Raw genomic sequence first — 19329 nt, 5'->3', positions numbered from 1 at the left:
GGGGGTTACTTCGCTCCGTCCGCGTACGCGCCGACCAGTCGCACGGCGCCGCCGTCGACGCCCTTGGCGCCCTGTTCAAACTCGCCGTCGGGTCGAGCTCCCGTGTGCACGGACCCGACCTGCCAGGCGTGGATGCCGTCGGCGGCGAGCTCGGAGACCGCCGCGTCCAGCCGCTGCGGTGCGATGACCGCGAGGAAGCCGACGCCGAGGTTCCACGTGCCCTCGCTGGACTCGAGCCGCGTGCCGGCGATGTCGTTCAGCACCCGGAAGACCGGAGAGGGCGACCACGTCGCTCGGTCGACCTCCGACCACACGTTCCGCGGAAGCACGCGCGCCAGGTTGGCGGCGATGCCGCCGCCTGTCACGTGGCTGAGGGAGTGCACGTCGTCACCGAGCGCGTCGATGAGACGCAGCAGCGGCGAGGTGTACAGACGCGTCGGCTCGAGGAGCGCCTCGCCCCAGGTCGCGCCGAGATCGTCCGAGCGGTCGCCGTAGCCGATGCCGGCGCCGTTGAGGATGTGGCGCACGAGCGAGTACCCGTTGGAGTGCAGGCCGCTGGAGGCGAGCGCGAGGACGACGTCGCCGTCCTGCACGCGCTCGGCGCCCAGCACGCGGTCGGCCTCGACGATGCCCGTCGCGGCGCCCGCCACGTCGTAGTCGTCGACGCCGAGGAGCCCGGGGTGCTCGGCCGTCTCGCCGCCGACGAGGGCCGTGCCCGTCGCGGCGCAGGCGTCGGCGATGCCGCGCACGATGTCGGCGATGCGCTGTGGCACGACCTTGCCGCACGCGATGTAGTCGGTCATGAACAGCGGTCGGGCGCCGACCACGACGATGTCGTCGACGACCATGCCGACGAGGTCCTGCCCGATGGTGTCGTGCTTGTCGATCGCCTGCGCGATCGCGACCTTGGTGCCGACGCCGTCGGTGCTCGTCGCGAGCAGCGGACGGCGGAAGTCGCGCAGCGCGGTCGCGTCGAAGAGCCCGGCGAAGCCGCCGACGCCGCCGAGGACCTCGGGGCCGTGCGTCGCGCGCACCGACGACTTCATGAGCTCGACGGCGAGGTCGCCGGCAGCCGTGTCGACGCCGGCCTGGGCGTAAGTAGATGACGGGGATTCAGCCGCAGCTGCGGTGGGATCGAAGACCACCGGACAAGGATAGCGGCCGCTCCCTGTACCGGGATTCAGGCTTCGTCGACCTGCTCGTGCGCGACGCGCACCTCGCGCGTGCGGCGCCCGATCGTCCAGTCGAGGACGAGCGCGACGAGCATCCCGAGCAGGACGCCGGCGGGCACGCACCACAGCATGATGAAGCCGAACGCCTGCGAAGGCGAGTACATCACCTTGGTGAAGGGGCTGGCCTCGCCGCTGCCGTCGAAGACGGTCGAGAGGATGAGCGCGGCCAGGATGCCGACCGCCGCTCCGAGCCCCGCGAAGACGCTGTACTTCGGGGCGCGGCGCACGTTCGCCACATCGGCGTCACGGCGCGCTGCGGGGATCTCGGACATGCTGCTATTGTCCACCGCCATCCTGGGAACCGTCTCCCACCGGGAGGGCTCCGCCACCCTTCTCAGTAGAGGACGGGCAGCAGTGCGGAGATGTCGGCGCGGGTCCCCGACACGGAGATGCGCCCCGCCACGGCCTCATCCCGCCACACCCGCTCGCCGGTGGCCACCGCGATCCACGTGAGCGGATCGAGCTCGACGACGTTGGGTGGGGTGCCCCGCGTGTGCCGCGGCCCCTCGATCACCTGCACCGCCCCGAACGGCGGCACGCGCACCTCGACGCTGCCGCCGGGAGCGCGCTCCTCGAGGAGCTGCAGCAGGTATCGAACGGCCGTGGCGAGGTCCGTTCGGGCGGGTCTCGCCTCGCGACCGACAGCATCGGCGACCGCCCCGATGGCTGCCCGGCCGTCCCTCGTCTCGATCCTCCGCGCCATCCGCCCAGCCTACGAGCCGCAGGTCGTTTCCCCGCCCGGAGACCCGTCGGTAGGCTCTGACGCGTGAAGATCCTCGTTCTCGGCTCCGGCGCACGCGAGCACGCCATCATCCTCGCCCTGAAGTCGGAGGACGCGGGCCACGAGCTGCTGGCCGCTCCGGGCAACGCCGGCATCGCCCGCGACGCGCAGATCGTCGACGTCGACATGCTCGACGGCGCCGCCGTGACCTCGTTCGCGAACGAGAGCGGCGTGAACCTCGTCGTGGTGGGCCCCGAGGCGCCCCTCGTCGCAGGAGTCGCAGACGTGCTGCGAGAGCACGGCATCCCCGTCTTCGGGCCGGGGCGCGCCGCCGCCGCGCTGGAGGGCTCGAAGGCCTTCGCCAAGCGGATCATGGAGGACGCCGAAGTGCCGACCGGCCGCGCCGTGCACGCGCGCACCCTCGAGGAGGTGGCGGGCGCGCTCGACGCGTACGGCGCGCCGCACGTGGTGAAGGCGGACGGCCTCGCCGCGGGCAAGGGCGTCATCGTCACCTCCGATCGCCAGGCCGCCCTCGATCACGCCGCGCAGTACCTCCCGACCGGCCCCGTGCTGGTGGAGGAGTTCCTCTCCGGCCCCGAGGTCTCGCTCTTCTTCGTCAGCGACGGCGACACCGTCCGCGCTCTCAGCCCCGCGCAGGACTTCAAGCGGGCGCTCGACGGCGACGAGGGCCCGAATACCGGCGGCATGGGGGCGTACTCGCCGCTGCCATGGCTGACCGAGCGGTTCGGCGACGAGGCCTCGTTCGTGCAGCAGGTGACCGACGAGGTGGCGCTGCCCGTCATCCGCCGTCTCGACGAGGAAGGGACTCCCTTCATCGGCCTCCTGTACGCCGGCCTCATCCTCACGGACGCGGGCGTCCGGGTCATCGAGTTCAACGCGCGCTTCGGCGACCCGGAGACACAGGTCGTCCTCCCCCGGCTCATCACACCGCTGTCGCGCGTACTGCTCGCCGCCGCCACCGGAACTCTCGAGGACGAGCCCGCTCCGCAGTTCTCCGACGAGGTGGCCGTCACCGTGGTCGTGGCGAGCGAGGGCTACCCGGAGGCTCCCGTCACCGGGCGTCCCATCACCGGGATCGACGCGGCCGAGGCCATCGAGGGCGTCCACATCGTGCATGCGGCGACGAAGGCATCCGACGGGGCCCTCCTGGCCACCGGAGGGCGTGTGCTCAACGTCGTCGCACGCGGCTCTGACTTCCGCGAAGCACGCGAGCGCGCCTACCGCGGCATCGCGGAGATCTCTCTCGAGGGCGCACACCACCGCTCCGACATCGCCGCTCACGTCGCCGAGTAGCCCCCGACGGTTCGCGCGCGCAGCCGGAGGCGAGCGGATGGCCGTGGCTGGTCGGGCGCGAGGGCCGCGAGCGTGCGCATGAGCGTGGTGAGCCACACGAAGACGAGCCCCACCGCCACCGCCTCGAGGGCGGCAGCCGAGTAGACCGCCAGCGGCCGCCACAGCAGCACCGCGACGACGAGCCCGACCCCCACGCCGATCGTGGTGAGCATCAGCACCCGCGGCGGACCGGGGACGACGGCGGTCGTGTCGACCGCGAGCACGGCGAGGAGCGCCAGCAGCAGGAACGCCGCGACGTTGTGCGCGAGCGGGGCGCGGTGAAGCGGCATCAGGCCGACGGCGGCCAGAGCGGCGCCTGCCAGGGCGAAGATCGCGACGACGCGGCCGATGCGGTCGAGGGCCTCGTCCCCGAGGATCCGATGCAGGTCACGGCCGACGTACGAGCCGACGGTCGCGAGGAGGAGCCCGCCCACGACGAGGGTGCCGTTGAAGGCCCATGCGGTCGCGCCACCCGCGCCGAGCTGTGAGAAGTTCCGCTCCCACCAGCGCGGATCGGCGGCCGTGAGCATCGAGAACAGGGTTCCGGCGATGAGGAACGCGAACAGCAAGGTGACGAGCTCGCGCGTGCGCAGCCGCATCCCCAGTCCGTAGGCGAAGCCGCCCGCCGCGGCAGAGGCGACGCCGGCCAGCAGCCCGCCGCCCAGCGGCGAGACCTCCAGACCGTCGAGCCCCACGGCGAGCACCTCGCCCGCGCACAGCACCGCGAGCCCGCTCACCCCGGCGACGGCCAGCGCGACCGCCGCGTCCGAGACGCGGACGACGATCGCCTGCCAGACGGGCATCCCCGCGGTGTCGTCGCGCCGGTGACGCACAGAGCCGACTGCGAAGGACCCCGCGGCCACGATGCCGACGACGACGGCCGCCGGGATCCCGATGGATCCCTGACCGGCGAGCGGTCGCGCCACGCCCCACAGCACGAGCGTGCCGAGGGCCGTTCCGACGACGAAGCAGAGCCATCCCGCGGCGACCACCGCGCTCTCGCGCCGGAGGTCGTCATCGTCGTCCACGACACCATGGAAGCACGAGGGCACGACGTTGCCGCAGAGCGCGCCCATCGGGATGCGATGGACGCGCTCTGCGGGCCGCTCAGTGACGCGGCTTGCGCGGGCCCCGGTCGCCGCCGTCGCGCGATCCGCCGTAGCCGCCTCGGTCACCCCGGTCACCGCCGCGGTCGTCGCCCCGGAAGCCGCCGCGCGCCGGGCGGTCGTCACGGAAGCGCCCGCCGCCGCGGGGTCCGCCGGTGCTGCGGAAGGGACGGGGGTCCGGCTTCAGCTCGATGGCCTGGCCGGCGATGCGGGTGGCGGCGAGCCGGTCGAGCGTCTCGCGCGGCAGGTCGGCGGGAAGCTCGACGATCGAGAAGTCCGGGCGGATGTCGATGCGGCCGAAGTCATCCCGGCTCAGCCCGCCCTCGTTCGCGAGCGCGCCCACGATCTGGCGCGGCTCGACGCGCTGCCGGCGGCCGACCTCGATGCGGTACGGCGAGAGCTGGGCGCCGTTGCGGGGACGACGCTCGCCGCGATCGTCGTCGCGGCGCTCGCGGTCCTCACGCTGCGGACGCTCGCGGCGGGGCGGGTCCGGCGGCAGCAGGAGGGGCGTCTCACCCTGAGACACGATCGCGAGCGCGGCCGCGACGTCGGCTTCGACCACGTCGTGGTGCTCCACGTAGTGCGCGATGATCTCGCGGAACGCCGCCAGGCGCTCCTGATCGCCGAGCGCCGCGGTGATGGCGTCGTCGAAGCGCGTCAGACGGGTGGAGTTGACGTCCTCGACGGTCGGGATCCGCATCTCCGTGAGCGGTTGACGCGTCGCGCGCTCGATCGCGCCGAGCAGGCGGCGCTCACGCGGCGTGACGAAGCTGATGGCGTCGCCCGTGCGCCCGGCGCGGCCGGTGCGCCCGATGCGGTGCACGTACGACTCCGGGTCGATCGGGATGTCGTAGTTGACGACGTGCGTGATGCGGTCGACGTCGAGACCGCGCGCGGCGACATCCGTCGCCACGAGGATGTCGAGCTTGCCGGACTTCAGCTGCTCGACGGCGCGCTCGCGCTGAGCCTGGGCGATGTCGCCGCTGATGGCGGCCGCCGTGTAGCCGCGGGCACGCAGCTTCTCGGCGAGGGTCTCGGTCTCGCTCTTCGTGCGGACGAAGACGATCATCCCGTCGAAGTTCTCGACCTCGAGGATGCGCGTGAGGGCGTCGACCTTCTGCGGGTACGACACCATCAGGTAGCGCTGGCTGATGTTCGCCGATGTCGTCGTCTTGCTCTTGACCGTGATCTCTTCGGGGTCGTTCAGGTGCTGCTGCGAGATCCGGCGGATCTGCGCGGGCATGGTCGCCGAGAAGAGCGCGGTCTGCTTGTCCGACGGGGTGTCGGCGAGGATCGTCTCGACGTCCTCCGCGAAGCCCATCTTGAGCATCTCGTCGGCCTCGTCGAGCACGAGGAAGCGCAGCTCGGAGAGGTCGAGCGTGCCCTTGTCGAGGTGGTCCATGATCCGGCCCGGGGTGCCGACGACGATGTTCACACCGCGGCGCAGCGCGGAGAGCTGCGTGCCGTAGCCCTGACCGCCGTAGACCGGCAGCACGTGGACGCCGCGCATGCGAGCGGCGTACTTCTCGAACGCCTCGCACACCTGCAGCGCGAGTTCGCGAGTCGGCGCGAGCACGAGCGCCTGCGGAGCCTTCTGCGTCGTGTCGAGCTGGTCGAGGATCGGCAGCGCGAACGCGGCCGTCTTGCCGGTGCCCGTCTGCGCGACGCCGAGGACGTCGCGTCCGCCGAGAAGCAGCGGGATGGTCTGGGCCTGGATCGCGGACGGGGTCTCGTACCCGACGTCCTTGAGCGCCTTCAGGACGGCATCGCCGAGTCCGAGGTCGGCGAAGGTGGGAGTGGTCTCTCCCTCGGCCTCGATGGGCGCGTCGGACGTATCACTTGATGCCATACCTCCACGGTATGCCGCGCGAGCCGTTTCCACCGAGCCCTGAGGCGGATCAGCGGCGAACTGCCATGTCCGGCGCTCCCCCGCGGCAGATCACGACGGATGGCCGGGGCGTCACCTGCGATGATGGTGGCGTGAGCGACGCCCTCGAGATCCCCGGCTGGAAGCACGTCTACTCCGGGAAGGTCCGCGACCTGTACGTCCCGGCCGACACCGCGGAGGGCGCGCAGCCCGAGCGCATGCTCGTCGTGGCGAGCGACCGCGTGAGCGCGTTCGACTTCGTTCTCTCCCCCGGGATCCCCGGCAAGGGCGAGCTCCTCACCACCCTCAGCCTCTGGTGGTTCGACCAGCTCGCGGGAGCCGACGGCGCGGAGCCCGTTCCCAACCACCTGGCCTCCGAGCCGGTGCCGGACGCCGTCGCCGGACGCGCCATGGTGGTCCGCTCGCTGGACATGCTTCCCGTGGAATGCGTCGTGCGCGGCTACATCACGGGATCCGGATGGGCCGAGTACCAGGCGGAGGGGACCGTGTGCGGCATTCCGCTCCCCGAGGGCCTGCAGAACGGCGACCGCCTCCCCGAGCCCGTCTACACCCCCGCGTACAAGGCGCCGCTGGGCGAGCACGACGAGAACATCTCCTACGAGAAGACGGTCGAGCTCGTCGGCCCCGAGCGCGCCGCCCAGCTGCGCGACCGGTCGCTGGAGATCTACCGTCGTGCCGCAGCGGCGGCGGAGGCGAAGGGGCTGATCCTCGCCGACACCAAGTTCGAGTTCGGAGTGGACGACGCGGGTGTCCTCCGCCTCGCCGACGAGGTGCTCACGAGCGACTCGTCGCGCTACTGGGATGCCGCGGCGTGGCACGCCGGCTCCACGCCCGCCGAGCGCATGGCGAGCTTCGACAAGCAGATCGTGCGCGACTGGCTTGTGGCCCATTGGGACAAGCAGGGCGAGCCGCCCGCACTGCCGAGCGAGATCGTCGAGAAGACCGTGGCGCGCTACCGCGAGCTGCTCGAGCGCATGACCGTCTGACGCCCCTGACGCGCTACCGTTCTCCGGGGGCCGCATCCGGCCATCCGCTCTTCTGACGCGCACGCGGCCGCCCGAATCGGCCATCCTGCGCGGCCCTCTCGAAGGAGACCCCATGCCCCTCTGGACCGTGCACGGCGATGGCCGCACCGTCGCCCCCGGCGCCGTCGTCGCCCCGACCGAGCGACTCTCGTGGCCCGCGACGGTCGCGATGGGCGTTCAGCACGTCGTGGCGATGTTCGGTGCGACGTTCCTCGTCCCTTCGCTGACCGGGTTCCCCGTCTCGACCACGCTGCTGTTCAGCGGGCTCGGCACGATCCTGTTCCTCCTCGTCACGCGCAACCAGCTGCCCAGCTACCTCGGCTCGTCGTTCGCGTTCATCGCGCCCATCACTGCCGCCGTCGCGGCCGGCGGCCTCGGCTCCGCGCTCGCGGGAGTCGTGGCCGTGGGCGTGCTGCTGGCCCTCGTCGGCGTGGTCGTGCAGGTCGCGGGGCTCGCGTGGGTCGATGCGCTCATGCCGCCGGTGGTGGCCGGCGCGATCGTGGCGCTCATCGGCTTCAACCTCGCCCCCACCGCGTGGACGAACTTCCAGGCGGATGGCGCGACCGCGACCGTCACGCTGGCTGCGGTCGTGCTCTTCGCCGTGCTCTTCCGCGGCTTCCTCGGGCGCATCTCGATCTTCCTCGGCGTGGTCGTCGGCTTTGTCTTCGCGGCCTTCCGCGGATCGTTCAGCGTGCCGAACCCGCTCCGCGGCGGGAAGACGCCGGCCGAGCTCATCGCCGACGCCCCCTGGGTCGGGCTGCCGCAGTTCCACCTGCCGGACTTCGTCTCCCCCGGCACGTGGACGACGATCGCGATGTTCCTCCCCGTCGTGCTCGTGCTCGTCGCCGAGAACGTCGGGCACGTCCGCGGCGTCGCCACCATGACCGACACCTCGGTCAACCGTCACACCGGGCGCGCGCTCATCGCCGATGGCGCGGCGACCGCGCTCGCCGGCGGCTTCGGCGGCTCGGGCACGACGACGTACGGCGAGAACATCGGCGTGATGGCCGCCACCCGCGTCTACTCGACCGCGGTGTACTGGATCGCGGGCGGCTTCGCTGTGCTGCTGGCGTTCTCGCCCAAGGTCGGCGAGGTGTTCAACTCGATTCCCGCCGGCGTGCTCGGCGGGGCCACCACCGCCCTCTACGGACTCATCGGCATCATCGGCATCAAGATCTGGGTCGACAATCGTGTCGATTTCTCGCGCCCGGTCAACCAGTACACCGCCGCGGTCTCGCTCGTCATGGGCATCGCGGGCTTCAGCCTCAACCTCGGCGACTTCGCGTTCGGCGGCATCGTGCTCGGCACGGTGGCGGCGCTCGTGATCTACCACCTCGGCAACCTCATCGCCCGCGCTCGGCGCACCGGCGCCGACGACGGCGGGCCCATCCCCGCCGTCGGCCAGCTCGGCGGAGACCCGCTGGACTGAGCGCGCGATGGCGAGCGGGGGCGAGAAGGCGCGGTTCGTCGCGTGGGCCGGCGAGCTGCGTGCCGTGCACGAGCGCCTGCGCGACGCACTGCGCGTGACGCGCGAGGCGGTCGAGGCCGATGGGCGGACGGCCGAGGGTGCCACTCGAGAGCTGCTCCTGTTCTGCCACGGGTTCTGCGCCGCCCTCGCCGCTCACCACCGCGCCGAGGACCGCACGCTCTTCCCCGCGATCGCGAGCGAGCACCCCGAGCTGCGCGACACCATCCGCAAGCTCGAGCAGGACCACTCGATGATCGCTCACCTGCTCGGCGGCCTGCAGGAGGCAGTCGACCACGGCCAGTCGCCGTCCGAGTTGCTCCGCCACCTCGAGGGCGTCGCGGCGATCATGGAGTCGCACTTCGGCTATGAGGAGCGCCAGTTGCTCGCTGTTCTCCGGACCCTCGCCCTCGACGCGCCGGTCGAGGACGCGCTCGGCCCCTTCTGAAGCCCGGGCCCGACGCCGTCAGGCGCCGAGCTCGCGGCGCATGAGCACGCGCGGGATCCCGCCCGCGACGGCCTCGGTGTCGGAGGCCTTCACGAACCCGGCCTCCTCGAACAGCGACCGGAACCCCACGAACGCCATCGTGAGATCGACCTTCTGCCCGCCGTTGTCGACGGGGTACCCCTCGATCGCGGCCGCCCCGCGCTCCCGGGCGAACTCGACCGCGCCCTCCAGCAGCGGGTGCAGGATGCCGCGCCCCCGATACCCGGGACGCACCCGAAGGCACCAGATGCACCAGGGGTCGGGGCCGTCCACGTGCGGGATGCGCCGACTGCGCGCGAACTGCGTGTCCGCGCGCGGCGCGACCCCGGCCCATCCGACCGGCTCGCCGCCGTCGTAGGCGATCACGCCCGGCGGCAGGTCCGACCGGCACATCTCCGCCACGAAGGCACCGCGCTCCTGTCCGCGCAGCGCGTTGTTCTGCTTCGAGGGCAGTCGATGGCTGAGGCACCAGCACACGCTCGCATCGGGGCGCCTCGGCCCCACGAGCGTCTTGACGTCCTCGAACACCGTCGCGGGGCGCACCTCGATCGTCATGATCGACTACGCGCTCTGGCGCACCACGAGCTCGGCGGGCAGGATGGTCACCCGCGGCGGGTCGAGTCCGGCCAGTCTCGCAAGGAGGACGTCGGCCATCGCCTCGCCCTGCTCGAGCGACGGCTGGCGGATGGTCGTGAGCGCGGGAGTGACGCTGGTCGCGACCGGCGAGTCGTCGAACCCGATGATCGCGATGTCGCGCGGGACGCGCTTGCCCGCCCGTGCGAGCACCTCGAGAACACCGCGCGCCATGAGATCGCTCGCGACGAACAGAGCGTCCGGCAGGGGCTCGCCCGCGGCGGCCCGATCGAGGATCTCGCGCATGGCCGCCGCGCCGCCGCGCGCGGTGAAGTCGCCGTCTCCGACGGGTCCGGGCTCGATGCCCCCCTCGGCGAGCGCGTCGCGGAACCCGGTGAGGCGGTCGATGCCGGCCGGCATGTCGAGGGGACCGGTGATCATGCCGATGCGCCGGTGGCCGCGGCTGAGGAGATACTCGGTCGCGACACGGCCGCCCGCGACGTTGTCGACGTCGACGAAGTAGTCGTCCGGCCGCTCCCGGGCGGGGCGACCGCCGAAGACCACCGGCACGGACGCCGAGATGCGGTCGATGTACGTGTCGCTCGTGTGGTGCGAGACGACGAGGGCGCCGTCGACGTTGCCGCCGGCGAGGAACGTGGTCGCCTTGTCGCCCGGGTCGTCCGACGCGACGATGAGGTTGAGCATGTGCTCGGATCGGGAGAGCCGCTGGTTGATGCCGGAGACGATCGCCGCGAAGAACGGATCCCCGAAGAACCGCGTGGTGTCCTCCGGCACGACCAGCGCGATCGCCTGGGTCTGCCTGCTGGCCAGCGACCGCGCGGCCCGGTTCGGCACGTAGTTGAGCTCGGAGATCGCCCGCTTCACCGACTCGAGCGCCTCGGGGCTCACCCGGTCGCCGCCGTTCACCACCCGCGACACCGTGGAGCGCGATACTCCGGCGCGCGCGGCGACCTGCTCCAGCGTCGCTGGAACGCGTCCCACGCCGGCATCCACGCTCATCCGCAGGCTCCTTCTCTCGTCAGGACATCTTCTCGCGAGAAGGTGCCGGGCGCACCCGGTTCTCCGCCCGCTCTCGGTCATTGACCCGTGTCGGAGCCGCGTGCGGGCCTGGACGCGCGACTCAGGTGGATGCGGAACGCGGCGAGAGGGGCCCTGGGCCGGGTGGAGGAGGCCACCCGGCCCAGCCGCGTCAGCTCGGTGCGAGCAGCCCCTCCGGCTCGACGGCCGCCGGATCCGCCTCTGCAGGCTCCCCTCCGCCGTCCACGGCGCGGGCGGCGATGATCCGCGCGTACTCGCGGCCCGACTCCTTCACCGTGCGCTCCTGCGTGGCGTAGTCCACATGGACGATGCCGAAGCGGCGCGCGTAGCCCCACGCCCACTCGTAGTTGTCCAGCAGCGACCAGTAGAAGTAGCCGCGCACGTCGACACCCCGGTCGAGGGCGTCGCGCACCGCGACCACGTGGTCGCGCACGAAGGCGACCCGCTGCGCATCGTCGATGCGGCCATCCGCGAGGTGGTCGTCGCCGGCGGCGCCGTTCTCGGTCACGTACAGCGGCACGTCGTGCGCGTACTCCTCCGACACCCGCTCGAGCAGCCGGGTGAGCCCCGCCGGGTCGATCTCCCACCCCATGTTCGTGCGCTCGTAGCCGCGCTCGTGCCAGTGGATCGCCTCGTGCGAGGGGAAGGGAGATGCGACGTGGCGATCGGTCGGCGCGTCGCCGCCGGGCACCGGCGTGGGCGAGGGCCGACCCGAGACGTACTCGCCGTGATAGTAGTTCACGCCGAGGAAGTCGATCGGCGTGGAGATCGTCGCGAGATCGCCGTCGCGCACGGCGCAGCGCAGCTCCTCGACGGCGTTCGCGTCCGCATCCCGGATGTCCTCGACGATGTCGCCCGGATACGTCGCGTGGAAGATCGGGGCGAGGAACCAGCGGTTGAACTGGCCGTCGATCCGGCGCGCGGCGTCGAGGTCGGTAGCGTCCGAGGCGTCGACGGGCTCCGCGTTGGTGAGGTTCAGCGTGATCCCCACGTGCTCGGCGCCGCGGCCGCGCAGCTCCTGCACCGCACGACCGTGCGCGAGGAGGAGATGATGCGAGGCCAGGAGCCCGTCGCGCACGCTCTGCCGTCCCGGCGCGTGGGCGCCGGCGGTGTAGGACAGGAACGACGAGCACCACGGCTCGTTGAACGTGGTCCAGTGCGTGACGCGGTCGCCGAGCGCCTCGTGCATCGTCGCGGTGTACTCGACGAACCGCTCCACCGTGTCGCGCGAGGTCCAGCCCCCCTTCTCCTCGAGGGCCTGCGGCATGTCCCAGTGGTACAGCGTCAGCCACGGAAGGATGTCGGCCTCGAGCAGCTCGTCGACCAGGCGCGAGTAGAAGTCGACGCCCTTCGCGTTGACCGCGCCGCCGTCGGGGCGCACGCGCGACCACGACGTCGAGAACCGGTAGCTCTGCAGCCCCAGGCGCTTCATCAGCGCCACGTCCTCGCGGTAGCGGTGGTAGTGGTCGCACGCGAGGTCGCCGGTGTCGCCGCTGATCACCGCACCGGGCACCCGGGCGAAGGCGTCCCAGATGGACGCGGTGCGGCCATCCTCGAACGCCGCGCCCTCGATCTGGTAGGCGGCCGTGGCCGCACCGAAGAGGAAGTCCTCCGGAAATGAACGTGTCATGTGCATCATCCCTTCACCGCACCGGCCATGATGCCACTGACGAGCTGCTTTCCGGCGACCGCGAAGAGGAGAAGCAGGGGCAGCGTCGCGAGCACGACGCCCGCGAGCACGATCGAGTAGTCCACGAAGTGGTTCGACTGCAGCAGCGACAACGCCACCGGCAGGGTCGGGTTCTGACGGTCCAGGACGATGAACGGCCAGAAGAAGTTGTTCCAGGCGGTGACGAACGTGAAGAGGAAGAGCATCGCCGCCGCCGGCCGCGCTGCCGTCACGCCCACCGTCCAGAAGGTGCGGATCATCGACGCGCCGTCCATGCGCGCCGCCTCGATGAGCTCATCGGGCACCGCCTGCTGCAGGTACTGGGTCATCCAGAACACGCCGAATGCGCTGGTGAGCGCGGGGATGATGATCGCGCCGATCTCGCCCGTCCAGCCGACCTCACTGAAGAGGATGTACATCGGCACGACACCGAGCTGCTGCGGCACCGCCATCGTCGCGACGACGAACGCCAGCAGGCCCCTGCCGCCGGGGAAGCGCAGCTTCGCGAAGGCCCAGCCCGCGAGCGTGGAGAAGACGACGACGCTCACGGCGATGAGGGTCGAGCTCCACACCGAGTTCCACAGCGCGCGCCAGAAGTTCACGGCCGGGTCGTTCACGACCGACAGGGCGTTGGCGATGAAGTTGCCGCCCGGGATCCACGACTTGTTCGGGTCGCGGAGGGTCGAGGAGTCGCCGGATCCGATGAGGAACGAGAAGTACAGCGGGAAGACGCTCGCGATGAGCACCACCGCGAGGCCTGCGTAGACCCAGAAGCCCGGGCGCGCACCGCGGATGCGCACCGTGCGCTGCTTGGACGCGGGTGCGTCCTTCATGACGAGGGTCGAGGTGGCGGTCATCGGCGGGCCTCCGCTCGCTTGAGTGCTCGTCGTCCGCGTCGCGACAGCTGCGCGCCGCGTCGTCCCTCGTCGCGCACGAGCGAGCGCGTGACGAGCAGGTTGATGAGTCCGATCGCGAGGATGATGATGAACAGGATCCAGGCCATCGCGGCGGCGCGGCCGAAGTTCCACTCGCCCCAGCCGATGTCGTAGAGGTAGAGCGTGATCGTCAGCCACTGCTGAGCGGATCCGCCGCGGCCGAACTGGTCGAACATCCGCGGCTCGTCGAAGATCTGCAGGCCGCCGATGGTCGAGGTGATGACCACGAAGATGAGCGTGGGCTTGAGCGAGGGCAGCGTGATGCTCATGAATTGGCGGAACGCGCCGGCGCCGTCGACGGTCGCTGCCTCGTAGTAGTCGCGCGGGATGGCCTGCATCGCCGCGAGCAGGATCAGCGCGTTGTAGCCGGTCCAGCGATAGTTCACCATCGTCGCGATGGCGATGTGGCTCCAGAACGGCTCCACGTGCCAGGGGATGGCGCCGATGCCGATCCACTCGAAGAAGCCGTTGATCGTGCCGGACTTGTCCGCGAACAGCGCGTTGAAGATGAGGCCGACGGCGACGGGAGCCACGACGTACGGCAGCAGCGCGCTCATGCGCCAGAACGTCCTGGCGCGGATGTGACGGTCGAGCATGGCGGCGATGAACAGCGCGAGGATGAGCTGCGGCACGCTCGAGAGCAGGAAGATGCTGAAGGTGTTGCCGAGCGCTGTCCAGAACTTCGGCTGCGTGAGGATCCAGACGTACTGGTCGAACCCCACGAACTCGCCGGACCGGCGGACCTGGTCCCAGTCCATGAACGAGATGACACCCGTGTACGCGATCGGGAAGAGGCCGACGATCGCGAACAGCACGAAGAACGGCGAGATGTAGAGGTACGGGGAGAGCTTCATGTCCCAGCGGCTGAGCCGCTGCGAGAACGAGAGCACTCGGATGGGCCGTTCCGGCGGCGGCGTCTCCGCGCTCGCCGGACGGGTGGCGGTGATGGTCACGGCGTCCCCTCGGGGTGTTCGGATGGTCGGTGCGCGGCGGGCGGGGGGCCTGCGCGGTGGGTGGGAGGAGTGCGGCGGGCGGATGGCCGGAGCGGCTCCACCGCCCGCCGCACGTCACCGGGTCAGAACCCGGAGACCTCGTCGACCCAGGTCTGCCAGCTCGTCTCCTGGTCCTCGATGCCGTCGAAAACGCGGGTCACGGCGCTCTGCAGCGCGTCGTGGAACTGGAAGTACTTCGCACCCTTCACGGGCGACACCGTCACGGCCTCAGCACGGTTGACGCCGATCTGACCGGTCGGCGCGTCATTGAAGAACTCGTTCGTGAAGCCGGTGAGGTCGTCGCTCTCGTAGGCCTCGGTCTGGCTCGGGAACGTGCCCGCATTGCCGAAGGCCTTCACCTGCGTCTCGGGGGAGGACAGCCACTCGGCGAGCTCCTGCGCGGCCTCGACGTGCGCGCCGTTCGCAGGGACCGTCAGGTACGAGCCGCCCCAGTTGCCGCCGCCGCCCGGGAAGACATCGGCGATGTCCCATCCCTCCACTTCCGGCCCCTCGCCCGAGATGATGCCGTGCATCCAGCCGGGGCAGAGCATCACCGGGAACTCGCCGTTGGCGAGGGAGGCGTACCAGTCGTCGCCCCACTGGGCGGGGTAGGCCGAAATCGGTACCGCGCGCTCGACGACCGTGTCGTAGACCTCGCGGACGTCGGGGTTCTCCGTGGCGACGACGGTGCCGTCGGCCTCCTCGTAGCTCACCTCGACCTGGTTCATGAGGCCCTGCAGCACGGTGTTCGCCGAGTCGATGAACGGCTTGCCCGTCTTGTCGACGTACTCCTGGCCGACGGTGAAGAAGTCATCCCAGGTCGTGAAGAGCCCCGCGACCTCTTCACGGTCGGTGGGCAGGCCGGCCGCCTCGAACAGGTCGGAGCGGTAGCAGACGGCCTGCGGGCCGATGTCGGTGCCGTATGCGACGAGGTTGCCCTCGGCGTCGGTCGCCGCGGCCTCCTTCCAGTCCAGCCAGCGCCCCTTGAGGTCGTCCGGAACCGGCTGCAGCAGATCCGAGTACTCCATCATCTCGGCGAGCCAGTCGACCTCGATCGCCTCGATGTCCGCGAGGCCCGAGTTGCCGAGCTTCTGGAAGAAGTTCGCACGGGCGTCGTTCGACGTCGCGGCCTTGTTGTGGACGATGGTCACGTTCGGGTGCTCGTCCATGTACTCCTGGAGGAGATCGTCCGTGTAGCCGAAGTCGTTGAAGGTGGCGATCGAGAGCTCGATGGGGGCGTTCGGATCGTCCGAGGCGGATTCCTCCGCGGAGCCGGCGCAGCCGGCCAGGACGACACCGCCGATCGCGAGAGCGCTGACCGCGGCGGCGCCGCGGCGGATGGCACGAGAGTTCACAGTCACTCCTTTGTGGGTGGGACCGCCGTGAGAGCGCTCCCACGGCGTTGACGAGGACTCTATGGGAGCGCTCTCACGGCGTCAAGTCCGCTCTGTGACGTCGCCCCCTGCACCTCGGGGGCGGGCTCTCGCTCAGCCATGCGCGGACTAGACTGGAGTCGATCCCCCGCCCGCGACATCCGGAGCTCATCTCATGCCCACCATCGTCGTCGACGTCATGCCCAAGGCCGAGCTGCTGGATCCGCAGGGGAAGGCCGTGACCGGCTCCCTGGCGCGCCTCGGCCACGGCGCGTTTCAGAACGTCCGCATCGGCAAGCGCATCGAACTGACCGTCGAGGGCGAGGTCACCGATGAGGTGCTCGCCGAGGCGAAGAGCATCGCCGACGAGATCCTCTCCAACGGCGTGATCGAGGACGTCGTGAACATCGGAGTGGTGGAGTGACTGCCCGCATCGGGGTCATCACCTTCCCCGGCTCCCTCGACGACCGCGACGCGCAGCGCGCCGTCCGCGTCGCCGGCGGGGAGCCCGTCGCCCTCTGGCACGGCTCGCACGACCTCGAAGGCGTCGACGCGGTGATCCTGCCCGGCGGCTTCTCGTACGGCGACTACCTGCGCGCCGGTGCCATCGCCGCACACGCGCCGATCATGGCCGAGGTCGCCGCCGCGAGCGCGAAGGGCATGCCCGTCCTCGGCATCTGCAACGGCTTCCAGATGCTCGTCGAGGCGCACCTGCTGCCGGGCGGCCTCATCCGCAACGCGCACCAGCAGTTCATCCGCCGCGACCAGAAGCTGCGCGTCGAGAACGCGTCGACCGCGTGGACGAACGCGTTCGCGGCGGGCGAGGAGATCGTCATCCCGCTGAAGAACGCCGACGGCGGGTACATCGCCGACGACGAGACGCTGCGCCGCATCGAGGGCGAGGGCCTCGTCGCCTTCCGCTACCTCGGCGTGAACCCGAACGGGTCGCTCAACGACATCGCGGGCGTCACGAACGAGCACGGCAACGTCCTGGGTCTCATGCCCCATCCCGAGCACGCCGTGGAGCCCGGCTTCGGCCCAGCCACGCCCGCCGCCATGCGGTCGGGCGTCGACGGCCTGCGCTTCTTCCAGTCCGCCGTGTCGGCGCTGGTGGGACAGGCCGCCTGACGCGCGCCGGTAGCCTCGAGGCATGAGCGGCATCACGGTCTCCGTCCCCACCGAAGAGCTCGCCGGCGACGTCTCGGCGCTGCTCGACCCCGAGCTCGGCATCGAGGTCGTGCTGTGGGATGGGCAGGGGCAGGCCCCGCGGGATCGGATCGACATCGTCGTCCCGCCGTACATGCGCCAGGGGCGGCTGCTCGGGCGTCTCCATGACATCGAGTGCACGCTGATCCAGGGGCAGGCGATCGGCTACGAGGGCGTCGAGGAGCGGCTTCCCGCCGGCTCGAGGTACGCCAACGCGTCGAGCGTGCACGAGACGGCGACGGCCGAGCTGACGATCGGGCTGCTGCTCGTCGCGCAGCGCGACCTCGACCGCTTCGTGCGCAACCAGGACCGCGGCGTGTGGGACAACGCGGGCATGCCGCCCGGTCTCGCCGACCGGCGCATCGTCATGCTGGGCTACGGCGGCGTCGGAAAGGCCATCGCGCGGCGCCTGGAGGCGTTCGAGGTGGATCTCGCGCCGGTCGCCTCCCGCGCGCGCGACGAGGACGGCCGCCGTGTGCACGCCCTGTCGGAGCTGGAGGAGCTGCTGCCCGGGGCCGAGATCCTCATCAACGTGCTGCCAGGGGGCGCCGAGACCCACCACCTCATCGACGACGCGGTCCTGTCGCAGCTGCCCGACGGCGCGCTCGTGGTGAACGTCGGCCGCGGACCCACCGTCGACACCGAGGCGCTCGTCGAGCATGTCCGACGCGGGCGCATCCGCGTCGCGAGCGACGTCTTCGACCCCGAGCCGCTGCCGGAGAACCACCCGCTGTGGTCGCTGGAGGGCGTCTTCATCACGCCCCACATCGGCGGGCGCAGCGCCGCGATGCGTCCGCGCATCGCGCGACTCATCGCCGAGCAGGCCGAGCGCCTCGCTCGCGGCGAGGAGCCCGTGAACGTGGTCATCCACACCTGACGCGAGCCGCTGGCGCGCCGCTCAGCCGGGCAGCGCCGCGACCGCCTCGACCTCCACGAGGGCGCCGGGCCGCGCGGGTGTCACCGAGAGCACCGTCACCGCCGTGCGCCGCGTGCCCCAGACCGCCTGCGAGGCCGCGTACGCCGCAGTGGGATCCACCCCGGCGGCGAGATGGATGGTCATCTTGACGACGTGCTCCGGCCCCGCCCCCGCCGCGGCGAGAACGGCGAGGAGGTTCCGCAGCGCCTGCTCGGTCTGCGGCCCGAGACCATCGAGCAGGGCGCCATCCGCATCGGCGCCGTTCTGGCCGCCGACGAACAGCAGACGACCAGGCGGCGCGATCATCCCCTGTGCGAAGGCGGGGCTCCGCAGCACCTCGGGTGCGTCCACGGGTTCGGGCAGGGCGGCCATGGCGGCTCCTCTCGTCGATGCGGTCGATTATGACGCGGGCCGCCGACATCCGCGCCGGGTACGCCGGACGGGCCGGCTCCCGGAGGAGCCGGCCCGACGAAGAGGCGGATCAGACCGTGGTGTAGCCGCCGTCGATCAGCCAGTAGGCGCCGGTGACGAACGACGCGTCGCCGGAGAGCAGGAAGCGCACGACGGTCGCGATCTCCTCGGGACGACCCAGGCGACCGAGCGAGTGCTTGCCCTTGAGCGCCTCGAGCACCTCCTCCGGAAGCGATGCGCTCACCAGCGGGGTGTCGATGTAGCCCGGGCCGACGGCGTTGATGCGGAGTCCCTGGGCGCCGTACTCGGCGGCGGCGTTCTTGGTGAGGCCGACGACCGCGTGCTTCGAGGCGGTGTAGGCGCCGTTGCCGAGCGCGGCGACGGTGCCGTGGATCGAGGCCATGTTCACGATCGCGCTGTCTTCCGCGCCCGCCTCGAGCATTGCGGGGATCTGGTGCCGCATGCCGTAGAGCACGCCGTTGAGGTTGATGTCGATGACGCGCTTCCAGTCATCGAGGTCGACCTCGCCCGCCGGCGCCTGCTTGCCGCCGATGCCGGCGTTGTTCACTGCGTAGTTGAGCTTGCCGTAGGTGTCCTTCGCGAATGCGACGGCCTTCTCGCTGTCCTCGGGCACCGCGGTGTTGCCCTGGAACGCGCTGGCCTCGCCGCCCGCCGCTGCGATCTCGTCCACAACACGCTGCGCGCCCTCGAGGTTGATGTCGCTGACGACGACCTTGGCTCCGAGGCTCGCGAGCTCCTTGGCGATAGCCTCGCCGATACCCGATCCGCCGCCCGTGACGAGGGCGACCTTCCCGTCGAATGTCATAATGTTCCCTTCGGTCTGTTGCGCGAAGGTCCATACGCACGCATGGATCTTGGTCCTTCAGTCTACGCCTGTCGAAGACCGAGGGATCCGTC

General features: G+C 71.0%; 20 protein-coding genes. 7 read left to right on the top strand and 13 right to left on the bottom strand.

Annotated elements, in window-relative coordinates:
* Positions 1-5: 5 nt before the first annotated feature.
* The 3 genes from purM to QWJ90_RS10865 all read right to left on the bottom strand — a co-directional run bounded on the left by purM (position 6) and on the right by QWJ90_RS10865 (position 1935).
* Complete coding sequence (purM, locus tag QWJ90_RS10875; protein ID WP_290107847.1) at positions 6-1145, bottom strand: phosphoribosylformylglycinamidine cyclo-ligase; 1140 nt, start codon at positions 1143-1145, stop codon at positions 6-8.
* Between the two features lie 35 nt (positions 1146-1180).
* Positions 1181-1504 (bottom strand): potassium transporter Trk, encoded by a 324-nt coding sequence (locus tag QWJ90_RS10870; protein ID WP_290107845.1) that lies wholly within the window; start codon positions 1502-1504, stop codon positions 1181-1183.
* A 62-nt stretch (positions 1505-1566) separates the two neighbouring features.
* Positions 1567-1935: a sterol carrier family protein gene (locus QWJ90_RS10865; protein WP_290107844.1), complete on the bottom strand. Its 369-nt coding sequence runs from the start codon at positions 1933-1935 to the stop codon at positions 1567-1569.
* Positions 1936-1998: 63 nt separating this feature from the next.
* On the opposite strand from QWJ90_RS10865, the gene purD reads away from it, so the two are divergent.
* Complete coding sequence (gene purD / locus QWJ90_RS10860) at positions 1999-3267, top strand: phosphoribosylamine--glycine ligase (protein WP_290107843.1); 1269 nt, start codon at positions 1999-2001, stop codon at positions 3265-3267.
* Here purD and QWJ90_RS10855 read toward each other — a convergent pair.
* Together QWJ90_RS10855 and QWJ90_RS10850 are read right to left on the bottom strand one after the other, a co-directional pair.
* The gene (locus tag QWJ90_RS10855) at positions 3252-4334 is read right to left on the bottom strand and encodes a DUF998 domain-containing protein (RefSeq protein ID WP_290107842.1); all 1083 of its coding nucleotides are present in this window, start codon (positions 4332-4334) and stop codon (positions 3252-3254) included. The genes purD and QWJ90_RS10855 overlap by 16 nt on opposite strands.
* Positions 4335-4413: 79 nt before the next feature.
* Positions 4414-6261: a DEAD/DEAH box helicase gene (locus tag QWJ90_RS10850; protein ID WP_290107841.1), complete on the bottom strand. Its 1848-nt coding sequence runs from the start codon at positions 6259-6261 to the stop codon at positions 4414-4416.
* A gap of 131 nt (positions 6262-6392) precedes the next feature.
* Here QWJ90_RS10850 and QWJ90_RS10845 point away from each other — a divergent pair, with 131 nt between their 5' ends.
* The 3 genes from QWJ90_RS10845 (at position 6393) to QWJ90_RS10835 (ending at position 9238) form a co-directional block, all read left to right on the top strand.
* Entirely contained in the window at positions 6393-7286 is an 894-nt protein-coding gene (locus tag QWJ90_RS10845) for a phosphoribosylaminoimidazolesuccinocarboxamide synthase (protein ID WP_290107840.1), read from the top strand.
* 112 nt (positions 7287-7398) lie between these two features.
* On the top strand, positions 7399-8754 hold the full coding sequence (locus tag QWJ90_RS10840) for a uracil-xanthine permease family protein (protein WP_290107839.1): 1356 nt from the start codon (positions 7399-7401) through the stop codon (positions 8752-8754).
* Between the two features lie 7 nt (positions 8755-8761).
* Entirely contained in the window at positions 8762-9238 is a 477-nt protein-coding gene (locus tag QWJ90_RS10835; RefSeq protein ID WP_290107838.1) for a hemerythrin domain-containing protein, read from the top strand.
* Between the two features lie 18 nt (positions 9239-9256).
* On the opposite strand, the gene QWJ90_RS10830 is transcribed toward QWJ90_RS10835, so the two are convergent.
* The 6 genes from QWJ90_RS10830 to QWJ90_RS10805 form a co-directional block, all read right to left on the bottom strand.
* Positions 9257-9832 carry a GNAT family N-acetyltransferase gene (locus QWJ90_RS10830; RefSeq protein WP_290107837.1) on the bottom strand — a complete coding sequence of 192 codons (576 nt, stop codon included), beginning with the start codon at positions 9830-9832 and terminating at the stop codon, positions 9257-9259.
* Positions 9833-9838: 6 nt separating this feature from the next.
* The gene (locus QWJ90_RS10825) at positions 9839-10870 is read right to left on the bottom strand and encodes a LacI family DNA-binding transcriptional regulator (protein ID WP_290107836.1); all 1032 of its coding nucleotides are present in this window, start codon (positions 10868-10870) and stop codon (positions 9839-9841) included.
* A 190-nt stretch (positions 10871-11060) separates the two neighbouring features.
* A complete protein-coding gene (locus QWJ90_RS10820; RefSeq protein WP_290107835.1) occupies positions 11061-12539 on the bottom strand; it encodes a GH1 family beta-glucosidase in 1479 nt (492 codons plus the stop codon).
* Between the two features lie 5 nt (positions 12540-12544).
* On the bottom strand, positions 12545-13411 hold the full coding sequence (locus tag QWJ90_RS10815) for a carbohydrate ABC transporter permease (RefSeq protein WP_290107876.1): 867 nt from the start codon (positions 13409-13411) through the stop codon (positions 12545-12547).
* A 20-nt stretch (positions 13412-13431) separates the two neighbouring features.
* Entirely contained in the window at positions 13432-14466 is a 1035-nt protein-coding gene (locus QWJ90_RS10810) for a carbohydrate ABC transporter permease (RefSeq protein ID WP_290107834.1), read from the bottom strand.
* Between the two features lie 122 nt (positions 14467-14588).
* On the bottom strand, positions 14589-15860 hold the full coding sequence (locus tag QWJ90_RS10805) for an ABC transporter substrate-binding protein (RefSeq protein ID WP_290107833.1): 1272 nt from the start codon (positions 15858-15860) through the stop codon (positions 14589-14591).
* A 193-nt stretch (positions 15861-16053) separates the two neighbouring features.
* Here QWJ90_RS10805 and purS point away from each other — a divergent pair, with 193 nt between their 5' ends.
* From purS to QWJ90_RS10790, 3 genes are read left to right on the top strand one after another with little or no spacing between them, the layout of a single operon-like run.
* Complete coding sequence (gene purS, locus QWJ90_RS10800; protein ID WP_290107832.1) at positions 16054-16302, top strand: phosphoribosylformylglycinamidine synthase subunit PurS; 249 nt, start codon at positions 16054-16056, stop codon at positions 16300-16302.
* Positions 16299-17006: a phosphoribosylformylglycinamidine synthase subunit PurQ gene (gene purQ, locus QWJ90_RS10795; protein ID WP_290107831.1), complete on the top strand. Its 708-nt coding sequence runs from the start codon at positions 16299-16301 to the stop codon at positions 17004-17006. Before purS ends, purQ begins: the two co-directional genes overlap by 4 nt.
* Before the next feature lie 22 nt (positions 17007-17028).
* Positions 17029-17961 (top strand): 2-hydroxyacid dehydrogenase, encoded by a 933-nt coding sequence (locus QWJ90_RS10790; protein WP_290107830.1) that lies wholly within the window; start codon positions 17029-17031, stop codon positions 17959-17961.
* Between the two features lie 21 nt (positions 17962-17982).
* Here QWJ90_RS10790 and QWJ90_RS10785 read toward each other — a convergent pair whose 3' ends face one another.
* Both QWJ90_RS10785 and QWJ90_RS10780 read right to left on the bottom strand, forming a co-directional pair.
* Positions 17983-18372: a RidA family protein gene (locus tag QWJ90_RS10785; RefSeq protein WP_290107829.1), complete on the bottom strand. Its 390-nt coding sequence runs from the start codon at positions 18370-18372 to the stop codon at positions 17983-17985.
* A gap of 109 nt (positions 18373-18481) precedes the next feature.
* Positions 18482-19237: an SDR family NAD(P)-dependent oxidoreductase gene (locus QWJ90_RS10780; protein ID WP_290107827.1), complete on the bottom strand. Its 756-nt coding sequence runs from the start codon at positions 19235-19237 to the stop codon at positions 18482-18484.
* Positions 19238-19329 lie beyond the last annotated feature (92 nt).

Source organism: Microbacterium oryzae, from assembly GCF_030406385.1.
Lineage (GTDB): Bacteria > Actinomycetota > Actinomycetes > Actinomycetales > Microbacteriaceae > Microbacterium > Microbacterium oryzae_A.
Note: the sequence above shows the minus strand (reverse complement) of the source record. Positions and strands in the feature narration are given on the sequence as shown.

Excerpts from the sequence above, each read along its gene's own strand:
- QWJ90_RS10780 (WP_290107827.1), bottom strand. The coding sequence starts at position 19,237 with ATGACATTCGACGGGAAGGTCGCCCTCGTCACGGGCGGCGGATCGGGT.
- QWJ90_RS10865 (WP_290107844.1), bottom strand. The coding sequence starts at position 1,935 with ATGGCGCGGAGGATCGAGACGAGGGACGGCCGGGCAGCCATCGGGGCG.
- purS (WP_290107832.1), top strand. The coding sequence starts at position 16,054 with ATGCCCACCATCGTCGTCGACGTCATGCCCAAGGCCGAGCTGCTGGAT.
- QWJ90_RS10815 (WP_290107876.1), bottom strand. The coding sequence starts at position 13,411 with ATGAAGGACGCACCCGCGTCCAAGCAGCGCACGGTGCGCATCCGCGGT.
- QWJ90_RS10850 (WP_290107841.1), bottom strand. The coding sequence starts at position 6,261 with ATGGCATCAAGTGATACGTCCGACGCGCCCATCGAGGCCGAGGGAGAG.
- QWJ90_RS10790 (WP_290107830.1), top strand. The coding sequence starts at position 17,029 with ATGAGCGGCATCACGGTCTCCGTCCCCACCGAAGAGCTCGCCGGCGAC.
- QWJ90_RS10870 (WP_290107845.1), bottom strand. The coding sequence starts at position 1,504 with ATGTCCGAGATCCCCGCAGCGCGCCGTGACGCCGATGTGGCGAACGTG.
- QWJ90_RS10825 (WP_290107836.1), bottom strand. The coding sequence starts at position 10,870 with ATGAGCGTGGATGCCGGCGTGGGACGCGTTCCAGCGACGCTGGAGCAG.
- QWJ90_RS10840 (WP_290107839.1), top strand. The coding sequence starts at position 7,399 with ATGCCCCTCTGGACCGTGCACGGCGATGGCCGCACCGTCGCCCCCGGC.
- QWJ90_RS10785 (WP_290107829.1), bottom strand. The coding sequence starts at position 18,372 with ATGGCCGCCCTGCCCGAACCCGTGGACGCACCCGAGGTGCTGCGGAGC.
- QWJ90_RS10820 (WP_290107835.1), bottom strand. The coding sequence starts at position 12,539 with ATGACACGTTCATTTCCGGAGGACTTCCTCTTCGGTGCGGCCACGGCC.
- QWJ90_RS10830 (WP_290107837.1), bottom strand. The coding sequence starts at position 9,832 with ATGACGATCGAGGTGCGCCCCGCGACGGTGTTCGAGGACGTCAAGACG.
- QWJ90_RS10835 (WP_290107838.1), top strand. The coding sequence starts at position 8,762 with ATGGCGAGCGGGGGCGAGAAGGCGCGGTTCGTCGCGTGGGCCGGCGAG.